Below are 15430 nucleotides of genomic sequence, written 5' to 3'. Positions count from 1 at the left end.
GTCTTGGAGCGGAACCTTAGGCTTACTTCGTCCGCCTGAAGGCGGGACTACGTACCTCGTCACGCGGACCCACAGGGATCGTGCCTGCTTTTGCCCGGTCAATCTTCAACGCCCCCCTTTTTATCATGTTCACCATTTCGCCCACCCGACTCGCGCTCGTTTCGCTCGCCCTGCTCACTGGTGAAGGCGCTGCGCAGAACAGCATTACCATCAGCCCCAGCACGGGGGGAGCTGCCGCCGGAGCCATCATCGGCTCGGTGGTGGCTGGAGAAGGGGAGGAAGGTTCGGGCTTCGTGCTTCCAGACGGAGCGGTGCCGATGCCCGACGGCGCGGTGCAAATGATCGAGGGGATGCCCCAAGGCGGAGGCCCCGGAGGAGAAGTTGACTTCAACCGGCTGCGGCAGCTCATCGAACGGAGCAAGAAGCGGCCCGCGCTGACTCCCGCGCAGCAGATGGTGAACATACTCCGCGAGCAACGCTTCGACCGCAGCCCGGCGGGCATTCTGGCGACGCAGCTGGAAGAAGCCCGCGACAAGGAGCCGGCCCCGCAGCGGGTCTTCGGCCCGGAGTCGCCACAGGAATTCGCGGCTCGTTTCCAACGCGAGGCCCAGCTCTACCGCCGCGATGTGGTCCTCGGGCGCTGGGACAAGGTCCGCGAGTTCCTGGCCGCGCTGCCGCAGGATAGTTCGGCGCAGGCCTACCAGTTGCTGGTGCAGATGCTCTCTGCGCCGATGCAGGTCGCGCCGCCGCCCGAGCTGATGCTGCAAGGCGCGCAACCTTACAATGAAGCCGGCTACCTCGCCCCTGCCGATGTGCTGGGCCTCGCCGCAGCCTCGCCAACGCCACCGGACAAGAAGGTGATCCAGATGCTGGCGAAGCTGGTGACCAAGGATCCGCGGCCGCCACAAGATTTCTTCGCTGCGCTGGGCAAGGGCGTGCAGCACTTCGGCGGTGAAGATGCCGCCAACCGCCGTCGCGCCGCGGAGCTCCTGATCGAAGCCGGTTTCGTGAAGGATGCCGGAGCCTTTTTGCCCGACCTCGCACAGTCGCGTGAGAAGAAGGATTACGCCGCCCTCAACCTGATTGCCCGCCACCGCGCCGAGTTGGCGGCACGCGACAAGCTTGCTGCTGGCAAGGACGCGCTGCCGCAAGCATGGGAAATCTCGACGTCCTTCCTCACCGATACCGAGGCGCCGCCGCAGGAGCGAGCCGAAGCACTCTCTCGGGCACTTTCGATCATTCCGGAATTGGGCGACGACACTGGCAGCAAGTGGATCGAGAAAACCTTCAAGGATCCAAAGGGCGAGGGCTTGGAACTGCTGGCCTCACTGGGCACCTTGACGGCGCAGAGCCGTGAGAATCCCAACGCCGCACTGCGGCTTGAACAACTCCGTCTGCAACATGCCGCGGTGAAGACGCTGCTTGCGGCCCAAGGCGTGGATCCCAAGGCATGGTCGGGCATCTTCACGCTCTTCGCCCGCCAGTGGAAGCATGAGGCGGAGGTCACGCGCGAGAAGGACCAAAGCAACTCCCGCCGGATGGTCCAGCAGTTCGATGACTGGGGGAATCTCTTCTTCACGCGCCCTAACACCGGCTACCAAGGACCGGGCACACAGCCCATCGGCTCGGGCGAGTTGCTCGAGTGCCAGCCGGATGGCGCATGGCTTGCCGCGATCGATCCTGCGACGCGCAACGAGGTCGTATTGGGCACGGCGCGGCTGCTGCTCAAAGTGAAGGAGCAGTCGAAGGCCCTGCCCCTGGTGAAGACCCTGGCCGCCACCGACCGCGACGAAGCGAAGGATCTGGTCCGCGAGATGATCCGGGTGTGGACCGAGAACCACAATCCGAACGAGGCCCAGGACTATCGCTCGCGTTACTTCTACTTCTACGGCTTCAACAACCAGTCGGGCTCGATCCCGCTGACACGCTCAAAGCAGGAGCGCAATCTCGTCGAACTTGCCGAACTGGTGAAGGGCATCCGCGAGCTCAAGCTCGGCGACGACTTCCACACCGAATTGGCCGACGCCTTCATCACCTGCCACAGCAAGGCGGAGGTCTGGCGGGTCGAGGCCGTGGAGTCGGTCTTCGGCAGCACCGATGCGCTGGACTCCGCAACCCTCGCCACTCTGGCGTCGCGCATGCGCATGAACCTCGCCGGACTGTGGCCGAACCCGAAGCTGCAACAGGCCTACCAAACCAAGCGCAAGGATAAGGAGCTGAACGAGCAGATCCTGACCGGCTACGAGGCCGCCAAAGGCGTGCTGGTGCGGGCGTTGAAGAAGAATCCGCAGCAAGCTTGGCGACTCGGCGAGCAACTCGCCGCGCTGCATTTTGAGGAGAGCAATTTCAAGAGTTCGCTCAACCCCGACAATGCCCACTCGCAGGTGAAGCGTGAGGCGCTCGACGGCTTGGCGGAGGCAGCAAAGGCCTACACCAAAACACTGCCCCTGGAGGACTCGTCCAAGGAAAGCTCCGGCGTCTTCGAGACTTGGTTCTTCGCCGCGCTCGGCTCGCCGACCTTGGAAGCGCTCAAGAGCCACCACGTCGCCACGCCGGATGAGTATCCGAAGATCAAGGCCGCGCTGGCCGCGATTCCCGAGGAATGCCGTGAGCGCCACCTGAAGGCCTTCGCTACGACGCTCAACACGCGTCTCGCCAACGTCGCGCCGGATCTCAAGCTGCGCTATCTCGAAGGTGCAACGGCCGTCGCGGGCGAGCAGGAGGCGCTCACCGAAGCGAAAGACGTGCTGACCTACTACCGCGATCTGGTGAAGGAGATCGAGCTGGATGCCGAGGTCGATGGCCCGGCGGAAGTCGGCACCGAATCGCCCTTCGGCCTGCGAATCAATCTCCGCCATACCCGCGAGATCGAGCGCGAGTCGGGTGGCTTCCAGAAGTATCTGCAGAACCAGACCAACTCGATGTACGGCTTCAACTACGGCCGCCCCACCGAGGACTACCGCGACAAGTTCGAAAAGACCGCACGGGCTGCATTGGAAGAGCAATTCGAGGTCGTCTCGGTGACCTTCCATTCGGACAAGACCGAGTCCCGCACCGATGCGCAATTCGGCTGGCGGCTCACGCCCTACGCCTATCTACTGCTCAAGCCGAAGGGTCCGCAGATTGACAAGGTGCCACCGCTGAAGATCGATTTGGATTTCACGGATACCTCCGGCTACGTCGTGCTGCCGATCACTTCCGGAGAGGTGCCGCTCGATGCCGGGAAGACGAGCCCGCGGCCTTTCCACGATCTGAAGGTGACCCAGACTCTCGATGAACGGAGCCATGCCGAAAAGGGCAGCCTCTACCTCGAGATGAAGGCATCCGCCCACGGCCTCGTTCCTTCCCTCAAGGAGCTGTGCGACCTGAAGGTTGATGGCTTCGAGACCGGCAACATTGAAGACCGGGGCCTGCGCGTGGTCGAGCTGGATGGCGCGTCCGATGACCTCGCCCCGGTTTCCGAGCACGAGTGGCGCGTCGAGTTGAAGCCCGTCCGCGGTCGCATGCCCGACAACTTTGCCTTCCCTGTGGTGAAGCCGGAGCTGGCGAAGGAGGACGGCTTGGTGAGGCAGCGCTACGTCGATGTCGATCTCGTCCCGGCGGATGCCAGCGTCGCCCTGACCGGAGTCGACAAGAAGGTGAACCCTTGGGGGGTGGGTGCGATCGTGGCGCTCATTGCCCTCGCCACCGGCTTGCTCGCCCACTTCCGCAAGGGCAAGGAGCTCCCTCCTGAGGGACCGAACTTGATCCCTCTGCCTACCCACATCAACGCGGTGAGCGTGATCGGCTATCTCAAGCGCTTGCAAGAGCGCGAAGGCGTCCAGGCCACCACCAAGGAATCCATCGGCAAGGAAATCGCGATTCTGGAAACCCGCTACTTCGGCCGCGATGACGTGCCGCAGGATCCGGTGATCTTGGAAGAGATCGCACGCCGCTGGCAGGTAGCTGCATAAGTCCCTCGGGATTGCGCGCCCCTCACTCCGACCGAAGGCCAAGCACCGAATCCTCCAGGGCCTCGATCATTACGTGGATCCTGCGTTCCGTGGCGTAGGTTGCGCCTTCCCGCAGAATTACATCACGCTCATCGCCATCGACGGTAATCCACAGCATCCCCCTCAAGCACTGTAGCTTCCCGCCGGGACACAGCGCGCGGCGTTCCAGCGCACGCCTTTCCAATCGGATCACAGAGGCCGCCGCACCGACGCTCGGCCGACCGACGATCCATTTCCAGAGGCCCGTGATAGGGATGAGAGCGTTCACAGCGGAACGATGCCCCTATCCGGCCGCTGGCGATAGGCACAGGCAGGGGGATTTAGCACCTGTACAGCCTTGGGAGAGCCGGATCCTGCCGCTGTCCTAATGCTCATCCCTGAATCGGCAGCTTCTCGCCCTCGCTCCGCGCCACCAGCACAGCCACGCAGGTGTCTCCGAAGACATTCACCGCGGTGCGGCTCATGTCGAGGAAGCGGTCCACCGCGAGCAGCACACCGACCGCGGCCTCCGCGCCCTGGATACCGGAGTTCTTCAAGATGAGCAGGATCGCCACCAGGCTGGCGTGAGGCACACCGGCGATACCCACGCTGGTCAGCAGCGCCGCCACCACCACAAAGAACATCTGCCCGAAGTCCATGTGTACGCCCATCACCTGTGCCACGAACATCACTGCCACGCACTCATAGAGGGCCGTGCCGTCGGTATTGATCGAGGTGCCGATCGGCAGGGTGAATGAGGTGATCCGCTGCGAGACGCCCGCGCGATCACGCACGCATTCCATCGTCAGCGGCAGAGTCGCCGATGAAGAGGAGGTCGAAAAGGCCATGATCATGGCTTCCTTCACCGCCTTGAAGTGCTTGAGCGGGTTGACCCGCGCGACGAAGGCCAGCACCAGAGGCATCGTGATCGTAAGGTGGATCCCCAGCGCCAGCACCACCGTGACGATGTATTTCCCGAGGTTGGCGAAGAGCCCGAAACCGGTCTGATAGACCACCGGCAGGATCAGCGCGTAAACGCCGATCGGAGCGAAGGCCATGATCCAGTGGACGATAATTCCCACCGCCTCCGAAGCGGCGATGAAGAAGCCCCGCAGCGGCGCACTCTGTTCCTGCGGCAAGCGCGTGACCGCCACCGCGAAGAGCAGGCTGAAGACCAGCACGCCCAGCACCGAGTCGTTCACCGCCGCGGCGCCGAAGACATTCTCCGGCAGCATCGAGCGGAAGATCCCCGAGATGCTGGCCCAGATCCCCTTCCCTTCCGGCACGTTGCTGGAGGCCGCCTCCACCGCCGCCATATCGCCAGCAGTGACGCCGGCCTTGTGGTCAAAGGCCGCACGGATCGCCTCGTTCGGCGCACCATCCGGGCCGAAGCCGGGCTGGATCGTGTTCACCAGAAAGAGCCCGAGCAGGATCGCCAGCAGGCCGGTGGACATGTAGAAGCCCAGAGTCTTGAGCCCCAGCCGGCCGAATCCATCGGCATCCTTCAGCCCGGCGATGCCACCGACCACCGAGGTGACGATCAGAGGTATGATGATCATCTTCAGCGCCCGCAGAAAGAGGTCCCCCACCAGTTTGCAGAACTCCATCGCCCCGCGGACAAAGGCCGGTGGATCGCCCTCCGCGAACATCCCGCGGAAGGCCGCCGCGGTAAGAGTGGCCAAGAGCAGCGCGGCAAGGATCTGCCAGTGAAGGGCAATGCGTTTCATGGAGAAGATATAGGGGAGGCACGGCAGGAGCAGGCCTTATACCGTTAGAAAACGATCTCAGGACCTTGGGGGCAAGCTCGTAAGAACCGCCGCCCGCCTCGCGAAATTGGCCTTTGGCACTGGCGCTCAGGCCGGTATGCTCCCCGCGTGCTTCCTTGGTTCCAAAACGGCGCGTTCCCCCTTTATCTGGCCCCCATGGCCGGGGTCACCGATGTGGTGTTCCGCCAGATCTGCAAGGAGTTAGGGGCCGACGTGATGGTCACCGAGTTCGTCTCGGCGGAGGGCATCATGCAGGCCGACGAGCGGACCCGGAAATACACCGACTTCACCGAGGAGCAGCGGCCAGTGGGCGTGCAGCTTTTCGGCGGCGACGGCGAACGCATGGGGGAGGCAGCCAAGAAGATCATCGGCTGGAAGCGCCCTGACTTCATCGACATCAATTTCGGCTGCCCGGTGAACAAGGTGGTCGCCAAGAACGGCGGCTCCTCGCTGCTGAAGGATTGCCCCACCCTCGCCTCCGTCGCTTCCGGCGTGAAGAAGGGAGTCGGCGGCGAGGTCCCGGTCACCGCGAAAATGCGCATCGGCTGGGATGACAAGACCATCAACGCGGTCGAGGTCTGCAAAATCTTGGAAGACTGCGGCATGGAGGCCATCGCCGTCCACGGCCGGACCCGCTCGCAGGGCTACTCCGGCGACGCAAACTGGGAGGTGATCGACGCCTGCGCCCGGGCGGTGAAAATCCCGGTGATCGGCAATGGCGATATTGCCACCGGCGAAGATCTGGCCCGCCGGAAGCGGGAAACCGCAGTGTCCGGCGTGATGATCGGCCGGGCGGCGATGCAAAATCCCTGGGTCTTCCGCGAAGCGAAGCATTTCCTGGAAACCGGCGAGACCCTGCCCTCGGTGCCCCTCGAAGAGCGCTGGGCCTTGGTCCTGCGTCACTGCCGGTTGGCTGTCACCAGCGCCCGCTACGGCGCGGAGCGGCACGCCATGATGTCGATGCGTGCCCGCCTGATGGCGTATTGCAAGGGCTTCCCGGGTGCCAAGGAGTTGCGCCAGCGGCTCGCCCGGGTGGAATCCGTAGCGGAAGTCGAAGATATCGCCGCGGCCTCACTTGAGGCGGCCGAATCGATGGTGGCGTGAGTCATTACAATTTCGATTTGCATGCCCGCGCGTCCTGCTAGGGTGCGGCCCATGGAAAGCCACGAAGTGCTGCGCCGAGCGTTCTCCAAAACCAGTCCGAAGGCCGTCGCCGCGGATCTGGGGATCTCCCTGTCGCTCGTCTACAAGTGGGCGGAAAAGCAGAGCGAGGACGGCAGCGGCAGCCGCAACCCGCTGGATCGCCTGCTCAAGATCGTCGAACTCAGCGGCGACCTCGCCGTGATCGAGTGGCTCTGCCAGCAGACCGGCGGTTACTTCGTGCGCAATCCGCAGAGCTATTGCGAGAAGGGCTACCAGGTCCTGCCCGCGACCAATGAAATCATCGGCCAGTTCTCCGCACTGCTCCAACAGATCTCCGCTGCGGCCTTGGACCATACGATCGACACCAAGGAAGCAAGGGACATCCGTGAGTGCTGGGACAAGCTGAAGAGTTACGCCGAGGGCTTCGTGCGCTGCTGCGAGGAAGGCGACTACGACCAGATGATCCACATCCCGAAGCCCTCCGAAGGCCCGGCGCGCTACGCGGTGAAGAAATAAGGCGGGCGGATTGCGCCCCTGCTGAAATCTCGTGACCCCATGTCCATGCGATGGCGAGCCCTGCCAGTCGTAGCCATCGTTTCCTTCCTGCTCGGCTTCCTCGGTGGGAGGGCACTGGTTATTTTTCTTTCTCAACAACCCGGCCCTCTGGCGATCACCAAGGTTCCGGCAGTAGGATTGCAAGAGACGAAAAGCGCTCCGCCCACCGGGTCGGCACCGCATGATCCCAAGAGTGAGCAGTCCCGCCAGCTAGGGGAATTGCACCAGAATCTCCGCCAACTTGAGCGCGGCAGGATCGTCAAGACCACGACGGGAGCCCGGAATGTTCCGATTACGGACAGCTTGCGGGCTAGCTACGCTTTTCCCGCACACCTGAAGACAACCCTGCAGCAGCTGAGGACGGTGGTAGTGCGTGCCCCCGATGAGAAGGAAACGGAGGCGATCCGGATGCTCATTTCAGAAGCCTTCGCCTCCCCGGCCTTCGCAGGTGATCCGGATGCTGAAAGGCAAAAGCAGTGGTACTTCGCCACCTACCTGAACTACCCGAAGAAGTTCAAGCTGCTCGTCTTCAGGCGCCTTGAAGCCGATCGGCTTCAAGAGAGCTTTTCCATCAACGCCTACAATTCGGAGACCGACCTCATGGAGTCGATTGATGATGACTCCACGCAGACCCCCGCCCGCCAAGACGCCAGCGAGGAGCACGCCGCTTCATCCCTTGAGATCGGCCAGCGCTACCGGCATCTCTTCGAGGCCAAGGAATAAGGCGCAAAGCCCCTCACTCTTGGAGCGGAGCGGCCGGGATCTCCGGCGTAGCGAGGTAGATCGTCGGATCGGGCACGCCCGCGAGCAGGAAGGCCTCGCGGCGTTCGACACAGGTGCCGCAGGTGCCGCAGTGGATCTCGCCGCCCTTGTAGCAGGACCAGGTCTCTGCGAAATCGATACCGAGCTCCGCACCCCGTCGCGCGATGCCAGCCTTGTCCGTATCGATGAAAGGCCGCATCAACTGGATGCGCGCATAGGTGCCCTCGGCCATCGCGGTGGCCATGCCCTGCATGAAAGGTTCGCGGCAGTCCGGATAGATCGCGTGGTCGCCGGAATGCGCGGCGATCGCGAGCGCCTCCGCCTCGACGCTCTCCGCAAAACCGCAGGCAACGGCAAGCATGATCCCATTGCGGAAGGGCACCACGGTGCGCTTCATGTTCTCCTCGGCGTAGTGGCCATCGGGAATCTCGCCGCCGCTCTTCAGTAGATCGGAGGCGAAGCACTCGTTCATGAAGCCGAGATCGATCACGCGGTGCGGCACTCCGGCTCGCTCCGCATGCAGCTTGGCAAAGGGGATCTCGCAGGCATTGTGCTTCGAGCCGTAGTCGAAGGACAGGGCCGCGACCACCTCATGGTCCTGCAGGACCTCATAGAAGGCGGTCACGGAATCCATGCCGCCGCTGAGCAAAACCACCGTCTTCATCTTACGCCTCCGGGTAGCGGGCCTCGGCGGTGAGCTGGATGCCACCGCGCGGGGAGAATTTGCCGCTCACCACGATCTCCAGCGGATTCATTGCCGCCATCAGATCGTCGAGCACGCGGTTGACGATTTCTTCGTTGAAGGCAGGGAGATTGCGGAAGGAGGCGAGGTAGAACTTCAGGGACTTGGTCTCCACGCAGCGCTCGCCGGGAACGTAGCGGATCACCAGATGGGCCGTGTCCGGCTGGCCGGTGACCGGGCAGAGCGAGGAAAATTCCGGGCAATCCAGCGTGATCCAGAAGCGGCGACCGGGCCGGCAATTCGGGAAAGTCTCGAGCGTCGCCTCGTCCGGGCTGGCAGGCAGGCGGTTCTCGGAGTGGCCGAGGAGGGTCAGATCAGTTGGCTTCACGCGCGGGAAGATGGCCCCGGCGACCCGGCCTGTCGATGGCGGGATGCGGCCCGGGCTAGATCCGGTTGAAGAAGGCCGGACTTGTTGTAATGGAGTGCGGGAATCAACGTAGAGCCCGTTTCCTCCTCGAACCTAATGACACGATCATGAAATCGATCAGACAGCTCGCACTGCTGGCCGCCCTTTTGGGATGCCAGGCCTACGCGGACGAGGAGCCCAAAAAGGAAGCCGAGCAACCCCAAGCCCCCGCAGTAGCGGAGGAAAAGCCCGCCCCCGCCGGCGGCCACGTCTTCGCCTGGGGCTTCATGGACTGGGAGAAGATGCAGACCCGCGGCGGCACGACCCAAGGGACCGAGGTCACGCTCTTCACCGGCAGCAAGGAATCCTGGAAGCGCCTGCACCAGCCCGGCTTGGACAAATTCGAGCAGGACCGCCGGGCAATCCTGGCGCTGGCCGGGAACTATCGCGTGAGCTTCGACTTCACCGAAACCGCCGGGCTGGCGGAGAACTTCAAGCCGACCCGGCCCTACTTTTCCTGGGGCACGGAAAACGTTACCACGCTCGAGGATCGCGGCGGCTTCATCTCCCTGCAGCACTCGCTGGTGATGTATTTCAAGAACGAGAAGGGCGAAATGGAAGGCCCGCACGTGATGAAGCACTGGCGCGAGGATTGGACCTATCAGGACCCGGAAATGCAGGTCTTCCAAGGCGACCTCACATGGAAGAAGGTGCCGACCGAAAGCCCCGCCGGAAAGTGGACCCAGGCGGTCTTCCAAGTCGATGATTCGCCGCGCTACGAGTCCTCCGGCAAGTGGAGCCATGATGGCGGGCTTTCGATGTGGCGCAGCGATCTCCGCCAGCGACCGCTGCCGCGCCGCGAGTTCTCGATCCGCAAGGACTACAACGTGCAGCAGGGCACGGACGAGATCACCCTGACACCGAATGGATGGGTGCACGTGCAAAGCAACCGCAAGCTGCAGATCAACCCGGACGGCTCACGCCAATACGTTGGTCAGGAAATCGGGGTCGATCGCTATGAGGAGATCATCTCACCGGACCTCGCAACGCCCTTCAATGCCTATTGGGTGAAGACGAATGGCTACTGGAAGGATGTGCGCGAGACTTGGGACAAGGTGCTGCGCGAGCGCGACAGCTTCTCGATGAAGGACACCTACGACGGAAAGCAGCTCTTCATGATCCACTTCGAGCATGCAGAGGAGATCGAGCAGGCAGAGAAGCCGGATCCCACGGGCGATCTCAAGCACGCGCAGGAGACGATCCGGAGCTTCTTGAATTGATCAGGTCGACTAGGCGCGGCCAACTTTCCTGCGCAGGGCCAGCGGCAGCAAGACCAGGCTGGAAAGCACGCCCAGAGCGATAAAGGACACGAAAACGCCGTCCCACCCCCAGTGCTTCTTCACCGCGATCGGGAGGAAGCCGGCGAAGACTTGGGCGGTCGAACCGATGCCATTGATGATACCGGCGGCGGAGGCAGCACTGCCTTCCCCGCCGATATCCTGTGCGGCGGTGCCGGAGATGATGGCATCCGCAATGTAGAGGAAGCAGCCGATGGTCATCAACCCCGCGACATTTCCCCACAAGCCGCCGGTCACACTGAAGCCACGATAGGCGACCAGTGCGAGCACCATGCCGATCAGCGCGATAAAGGCGAGACGGCAGCGGTTCTGGGCGAAGAAGCGGTCGGCCACGAAGCCACCCGCCAGCAAGCCGATCACCCCGCCGACCTCAAAGCCATTGGAGACGTATGCGGAATTGCTATCGCTCAGCCCGATGCCGGTGGCGAGGTAATAGGGCAGCCAGGCAAAGAAGGCATAGCGGACGAACTTGAGACCGGTGTAGCTGAAGCCTAAAAGCAGCACCGCGGGCTCTCGGATCATGCGGGCAAAACCTTCACCCGAGTTCTTTTCCGCGCGATCCCCGGTCGGCTTCGTGTCGGCGAAAGAGTAGCCGGCCTCCTCCGGCGTGGAGATCAGAAAAAGCCCCTGCACGATGCCCACCAAGGCCACGGTAATGCCGGTGAAGAGAAAGACCTGCTTCCAGCCGTAATGCTCCAACACGTAGCCCGCAAAGCAGTTCGCTGCGAGACTGCCGAAGATGTAGCAGGTCAGCCAGAAACCCATCACCCGCCCGCGCTTGGCATCGCTGACCCACAGGGTCACCAGCTTGCAGCAGTTCGGCCAGCCGGTGGCTTGGAACAAGCCGTTCACGGTCAAAGCAATCGTCAGCACGCCCGCGAAGGGAAACAGTCCGAATGCGATCGAGGCGATTGCAGACAGAATCATCCCGACGCAAAGGCCGATGCGCGGCCCGATCCGGTCACCCAAGGCACCGCTGAGGAACTGGCCCACGGCATAGCAAACGCCGTAACCGGTCTGCACGGTCGCGATCAGGTCCTCCGAGAAGCCGTCCTTGACCAGCGCGTGCGTGGCGACACCGAGGTGCTTGCGCGTGAAGTAGTAGAAGAAATAAGCGAGGTAGGTCAAAACGACCATCCGCGTCTGGAGCGAGAGCGGTGGAGCGACGGCGAGGTTGGGGGAATTGCTCTGCCGTTGTGCGTCCATGCTCTCGTTAGATTACCAGGGGAGCGACCAGGTCTTTTCGTGGGTGAAGAACTTGATCGCCTCGATCACGCCTTCCTTCACCCCCAGTCCCGAGTCGCGGGTGCCTCCGAATGGGGTCAATTCCAGCCGGTAGCCGGGGACCTCATTAACATTCGTCGTGCCAGCCTTCAATTCCTTACAGGCCTTCAGGGCGAGCGAGAGATCATTCGTGACGATCGCGCCACTCAGGCCGAAGGGGCCAGAGTTGTAACACTGGATCGCGTCATCCAGGTCGCGGATCGGGATGATCGGAGCCAAGGGCCCGAAACTTTCGAGGGCGACCATCTCCGCCTCGCGCGGCACATTGGCGATGATCGTCGGCTCTAACAAGGCACCCCGGCGGCAGCCGCCGTGCAGCACCTTCGCCCCCATCGCCGCAGCCGCTTCGACCCGGCGCTGGAGTTCCACCGCGGCGGGCGCGTGGATCACGGTGCCGATCACCGTGGCCGGATCCTCGGGATCGCCGCAGGAGTATTCCTCGCGGACAAGCTTCACGAAGCGCTCGGTGAAGGCCGCCAGAATGCCCTCCTGCACCAAGATCCGCTTCACCGCCGTGCAGCGCTGGCCTGAATTCCGGAAGGAACCCTCCGCAGCCAACTTCGCGGCGAGATCCGGATCCGCGTCGTTCAGCACGATCAGTGGTGAGTTCCCGCCAAGCTCCAGGCAGATCCGCTTGTAGCCACAAGTGCGGGCGATGCTCTTGCCGATCTCCACGGAGCCGGTGAAGGTCACGACCTCGACGCGATCATCGGTGATCATCGGCGTGACGATGTCATCAATGCCGCCGACAAAAAGGCTGAGCATCGGGCCGGGCAGGCCCGCCTCGTAGAGCACCTCGGCGAACTTCAGCGCGGTGAGCGGCGTGCGGTCGGAGGGTTTGAGCAACACCGGTGCGCCCGCCGCAATCGCCGGAGCCAGCTTGTGGACCACCTGGTTCAGCGGGTGATTGAAAGGGGTGATCGCTCCGACCAAACGAACAGGATAGCGCGAGGTGAAGACCTTGCGTGGCCGGCCGTTCGGCGTGATGTCACAGGAAAAGATCCGGCCATCGTCGCGCAGGGCCTCCATCGCCGCGAACTCCAGCACGTCCGAGCTACGGGTGGTCTCGTACTTGGCCTCGCGGATGGCCAGGCCGGTCTCGCGGGTAATTAGCGCGGCGAACTCATCCCGCCGCTCGGCCAGGATCGCCGCGGCCTTGCGCAGGATCTCGTAGCGGTGGTGACGGGTCAGCGACTCATTGGGGAAAGCCAGCGCCTTGGTGATCGCCTGCTCCAGATGCTCCGGCCCGATCAGCGCGGCGCTTCCAGTCAGCGAATCATCCCATGGGTAGCGCACTTCCAGCGTGCGGCCGGTGGTGACCGGCTCGCCGGCGATGTAGGACGGAAGATGGACAGGAGTGAAGGACATCGGAGAAAGACGCGGCTGCGTCAGGCGGTGAGCGGCAGATAGTTGGATTCGCTGCGGCCATCGGGCCACAGGCGCAGGAGGGCGTAACCGGCGGGAGTCCGCTTGTAGCTGCCGTCCCCCGCGTCGCCGGGTTCCCACCAGGAACCGCTGAGCGCGCCATTGCAATGGAACTTGATGTTCCAGAGCGTCTCGCTGCTCTGGATATGGATGTGGCCGCTGAGGGCGACGACGGGGGCCTTGCGGGCCGCCAATTTGTCGACCACTGCCTTCGCGCCTTTCATGTTCCCGCCGTCATAGTCCCCTGCGAGCGAGAACAGCGGCAGGTGTGAGGCGAGCAGCACGGGCACTGTGTCAGGAAGCGCATCGAGCTTCGCAAACAGCCATTTCTGCTGGGCTTCGTCCATGCTTCCCCGGCAGTTCTCCAAGGTGATGACTTCCCATCCGCCGTGGCTTGATGCGGAGTAAGGCTCCTTGAGGCCGAGACGCCGGCAGACGTAGGGGATGCCGCGCATCTCATCCTCCTCCGCTCCAGCCCACCACGGATCGTGGTTACCGATGGAGTGGACCACCGGCAGCCCTTTGAGCGCAGTCATCACCGTCTCATCCCAGATCTTCCACTGCTCGAGCATGCGCTCACGGGTGATGTTGCCGTAGTCCGCGGCGTAAATGCTATCGCCAGTGTTCACCACCAGGTCGATTTCCGGAAAGCGCCTGCGGACCTCGCGAAGGATCTCGCTGCACCGCTTTGGCGCATCGTGCTCCGGCCGGATGTGGATGTCGGTCAGATGCAGCACCGTGAGCGGCCTGCCCGCCACACCAGCGGGCGCGGCTTCGGCAGCCTTGAACGGCAAGGCCGCGGTCACTGCGGAGGCCAAGAACCGGCGGCGCGAGGGCTCAGACATGACAGGCGAAGTGGAAGACATCAAAGTTCCTCGGGTCTCCTTCGGCGAGGCGGCAGAGTTCGGGAGTGAGAGGCTTCGAGATGACGAGCGGGACCATCTCCTCGTAACGGCCTCCGTGCGAGCGCAGCCCCCCCTTCAGCACCGAGAGATCATGATGCTCGGGAGACTTTCCAACCACGACATCGCGGCCGGAGAGGATGACCAGATCGCCGATCCGGTCAGGAGCGAGTTCAAGCTTCTCCACCGCTTGTTCACGGGTGAGTACCTCCGTGATGCCAGACTGGGCGAAGAGGAATTCCGCCACTTCGCTGCGGATGGCAGGATTTTCCAAGTGGACCATCACCAGCGAGCCGAGCGCGCCGTGGTGAACCACGTAGGGGTCCGTAATCGGGCAGATGACCCGGAGCTTCTTGCCAAACTTCCCGTGCAGCAACCACTCGACGAAGATCACCTTGGGATTCCCCGCGCTGTCATTCTTCGCGTTCATGCCGTGATCGGCGGTGAGCGCGACTACGCATCCGGCATCCAGCAGACGACCGATCGCGGCATCGATCTTCGCGTGGAAATCGAGGATCTCCGGCGCTTGCGGGCCGAATTTGTGCTGCATGAAGTCAGTCGTGGAAAGATAGAGGAAGTCCGCCCTCCCCTGCTCCGCCAAGGCGGCTCCGGCTTCGAGCACGTAGATCGAGGCATCCCCGGAGTAGATCTCCGGACGCGGCTTGCCGATGATCGCGGTCGCATCGTCGATGCCATGCGTTGCGAGCTTGGCCTCGTCCACTTTCTCCGAGGAGAAGACGATTCCCCCGCGCTCCACCACACCATCGCCGAGGACGGTCCTGAGCTTCTCCTTCGCGGTGATGAAGGCGACCTTGCGCCCGGCATCGGCAGCGGCAGTGAGCAGGGTCCCGCAGCGGCGGAATTCGGGACCGTTCATCATGACTTCCTCGCCCGTTTCCGGATTGAGAAAGAAGTTCCCACAGATGCCATGAACGCGCGGTGCGACCCCGGTGACGATGGAGCTGTTGTTGACGTTGGTAAAGGACGGCAGCGCACCCCGGACCATCCCGCGATAGCCCTCGCGTGCCATGGCGGCCAGGCGCGGCATCTTCCCGCAGGCAATCGCGGTGCTTAGGTATTCGTCCGCGCAGCCGTCCAGGCAAATGACTGCGATCGGATTCGACGGAAGGGGATAAGTGCGGCCATTGGCCTCGAAGGATCTCATGCAGGGAGACT

The 15430-nt window shown here is 63.1% G+C and carries 13 protein-coding genes; 5 read left to right on the top strand and 8 right to left on the bottom strand.

The window, feature by feature from the left end; all coding sequences use genetic code 11:
• The first annotated feature begins 125 nt into the window (after positions 1 to 125).
• Complete coding sequence (locus tag BV071_RS22470) at positions 126 to 3953, top strand: hypothetical protein (protein WP_035612055.1); 3828 nt, start codon at positions 126 to 128, stop codon at positions 3951 to 3953.
• Positions 3954 to 3975: 22 nt separating this feature from the next.
• On the opposite strand, the gene BV071_RS22465 is transcribed toward BV071_RS22470, so the two are convergent.
• Both BV071_RS22465 and BV071_RS22460 read right to left on the bottom strand, forming a co-directional pair.
• Complete coding sequence (locus BV071_RS22465; protein WP_035612054.1) at positions 3976 to 4260, bottom strand: DUF2917 domain-containing protein; 285 nt, start codon at positions 4258 to 4260, stop codon at positions 3976 to 3978.
• 103 nt (positions 4261 to 4363) lie between these two features.
• Positions 4364 to 5698 carry a dicarboxylate/amino acid:cation symporter gene (locus tag BV071_RS22460; protein ID WP_052573753.1) on the bottom strand — a complete coding sequence of 445 codons (1335 nt, stop codon included), beginning with the start codon at positions 5696 to 5698 and terminating at the stop codon, positions 4364 to 4366.
• Between the two features lie 147 nt (positions 5699 to 5845).
• Here BV071_RS22460 and dusB point away from each other — a divergent pair, with 147 nt between their 5' ends.
• Genes dusB through BV071_RS22445 form a run of 3 tightly spaced genes read left to right on the top strand, consistent with a single transcriptional unit; the run spans position 5846 to position 8158 of the window.
• Positions 5846 to 6841: a tRNA dihydrouridine synthase DusB gene (gene dusB, locus BV071_RS22455; RefSeq protein ID WP_035612053.1), complete on the top strand. Its 996-nt coding sequence runs from the start codon at positions 5846 to 5848 to the stop codon at positions 6839 to 6841.
• A gap of 51 nt (positions 6842 to 6892) precedes the next feature.
• Positions 6893 to 7396, top strand: a complete 504-nt coding sequence (locus BV071_RS22450) for a phage regulatory CII family protein (RefSeq protein ID WP_052573752.1) — start codon at positions 6893 to 6895, stop codon at positions 7394 to 7396.
• A 45-nt stretch (positions 7397 to 7441) separates the two neighbouring features.
• The gene (locus BV071_RS22445) at positions 7442 to 8158 is read left to right on the top strand and encodes a hypothetical protein (RefSeq protein WP_265594750.1); all 717 of its coding nucleotides are present in this window, start codon (positions 7442 to 7444) and stop codon (positions 8156 to 8158) included.
• A 13-nt stretch (positions 8159 to 8171) separates the two neighbouring features.
• On the opposite strand, the gene queC is transcribed toward BV071_RS22445, so the two are convergent.
• Together queC and queF are read right to left on the bottom strand one after the other, a co-directional pair.
• Complete coding sequence (queC, locus tag BV071_RS22440; RefSeq protein ID WP_035612050.1) at positions 8172 to 8861, bottom strand: 7-cyano-7-deazaguanine synthase QueC; 690 nt, start codon at positions 8859 to 8861, stop codon at positions 8172 to 8174.
• 1 nt (position 8862) lies between these two features.
• Complete coding sequence (queF, locus tag BV071_RS22435; protein ID WP_035612048.1) at positions 8863 to 9267, bottom strand: preQ(1) synthase; 405 nt, start codon at positions 9265 to 9267, stop codon at positions 8863 to 8865.
• Positions 9268 to 9413: 146 nt separating this feature from the next.
• Between queF and BV071_RS22430 the strand changes: the two genes are divergently transcribed.
• A complete protein-coding gene (locus tag BV071_RS22430; RefSeq protein ID WP_052573750.1) occupies positions 9414 to 10565 on the top strand; it encodes a DUF6607 family protein in 1152 nt (383 codons plus the stop codon).
• 9 nt (positions 10566 to 10574) lie between these two features.
• On the opposite strand, the gene BV071_RS22425 is transcribed toward BV071_RS22430, so the two are convergent.
• Genes BV071_RS22425 through phnA form a run of 4 tightly spaced genes read right to left on the bottom strand, consistent with a single transcriptional unit; the run spans position 10575 to position 15419 of the window.
• Positions 10575 to 11849, bottom strand: a complete 1275-nt coding sequence (locus tag BV071_RS22425; protein ID WP_035612046.1) for an MFS transporter — start codon at positions 11847 to 11849, stop codon at positions 10575 to 10577.
• A gap of 12 nt (positions 11850 to 11861) precedes the next feature.
• Positions 11862 to 13295, bottom strand: coding sequence for an aldehyde dehydrogenase family protein (locus BV071_RS22420; protein ID WP_035612044.1), 1434 nt, complete (start codon positions 13293 to 13295; stop codon positions 11862 to 11864).
• Positions 13296 to 13315: 20 nt separating this feature from the next.
• Positions 13316 to 14197 (bottom strand): metallophosphoesterase, encoded by an 882-nt coding sequence (locus BV071_RS22415; protein ID WP_052573749.1) that lies wholly within the window; start codon positions 14195 to 14197, stop codon positions 13316 to 13318.
• Positions 14190 to 15419 (bottom strand): phosphonoacetate hydrolase, encoded by a 1230-nt coding sequence (gene phnA, locus BV071_RS22410; protein WP_035612042.1) that lies wholly within the window; start codon positions 15417 to 15419, stop codon positions 14190 to 14192. Before phnA ends, BV071_RS22415 begins: the two co-directional genes overlap by 8 nt.
• Between the last annotated feature and the right edge of the window lie 11 nt (positions 15420 to 15430).

The sequence above is a fragment of the Haloferula sp. BvORR071 genome (genome assembly GCF_000739615.1).
Taxonomy (GTDB): domain Bacteria; phylum Verrucomicrobiota; class Verrucomicrobiia; order Verrucomicrobiales; family Akkermansiaceae; genus Haloferula.
Note: the sequence above shows the minus strand (reverse complement) of the source record. Positions and strands in the feature narration are given on the sequence as shown.

Excerpts from the sequence above, each read along its gene's own strand:
- BV071_RS22415 (WP_052573749.1), bottom strand. The coding sequence starts at position 14,197 with ATGTCTGAGCCCTCGCGCCGCCGGTTCTTGGCCTCCGCAGTGACCGCG.
- BV071_RS22470 (WP_035612055.1), top strand. The coding sequence starts at position 126 with ATGTTCACCATTTCGCCCACCCGACTCGCGCTCGTTTCGCTCGCCCTG.
- phnA (WP_035612042.1), bottom strand. The coding sequence starts at position 15,419 with ATGAGATCCTTCGAGGCCAATGGCCGCACTTATCCCCTTCCGTCGAAT.
- BV071_RS22460 (WP_052573753.1), bottom strand. The coding sequence starts at position 5,698 with ATGAAACGCATTGCCCTTCACTGGCAGATCCTTGCCGCGCTGCTCTTG.
- BV071_RS22450 (WP_052573752.1), top strand. The coding sequence starts at position 6,893 with ATGGAAAGCCACGAAGTGCTGCGCCGAGCGTTCTCCAAAACCAGTCCG.
- BV071_RS22430 (WP_052573750.1), top strand. The coding sequence starts at position 9,414 with ATGAAATCGATCAGACAGCTCGCACTGCTGGCCGCCCTTTTGGGATGC.
- queC (WP_035612050.1), bottom strand. The coding sequence starts at position 8,861 with ATGAAGACGGTGGTTTTGCTCAGCGGCGGCATGGATTCCGTGACCGCC.
- BV071_RS22445 (WP_265594750.1), top strand. The coding sequence starts at position 7,442 with ATGCGATGGCGAGCCCTGCCAGTCGTAGCCATCGTTTCCTTCCTGCTC.
- BV071_RS22425 (WP_035612046.1), bottom strand. The coding sequence starts at position 11,849 with ATGGACGCACAACGGCAGAGCAATTCCCCCAACCTCGCCGTCGCTCCA.
- BV071_RS22420 (WP_035612044.1), bottom strand. The coding sequence starts at position 13,295 with ATGTCCTTCACTCCTGTCCATCTTCCGTCCTACATCGCCGGCGAGCCG.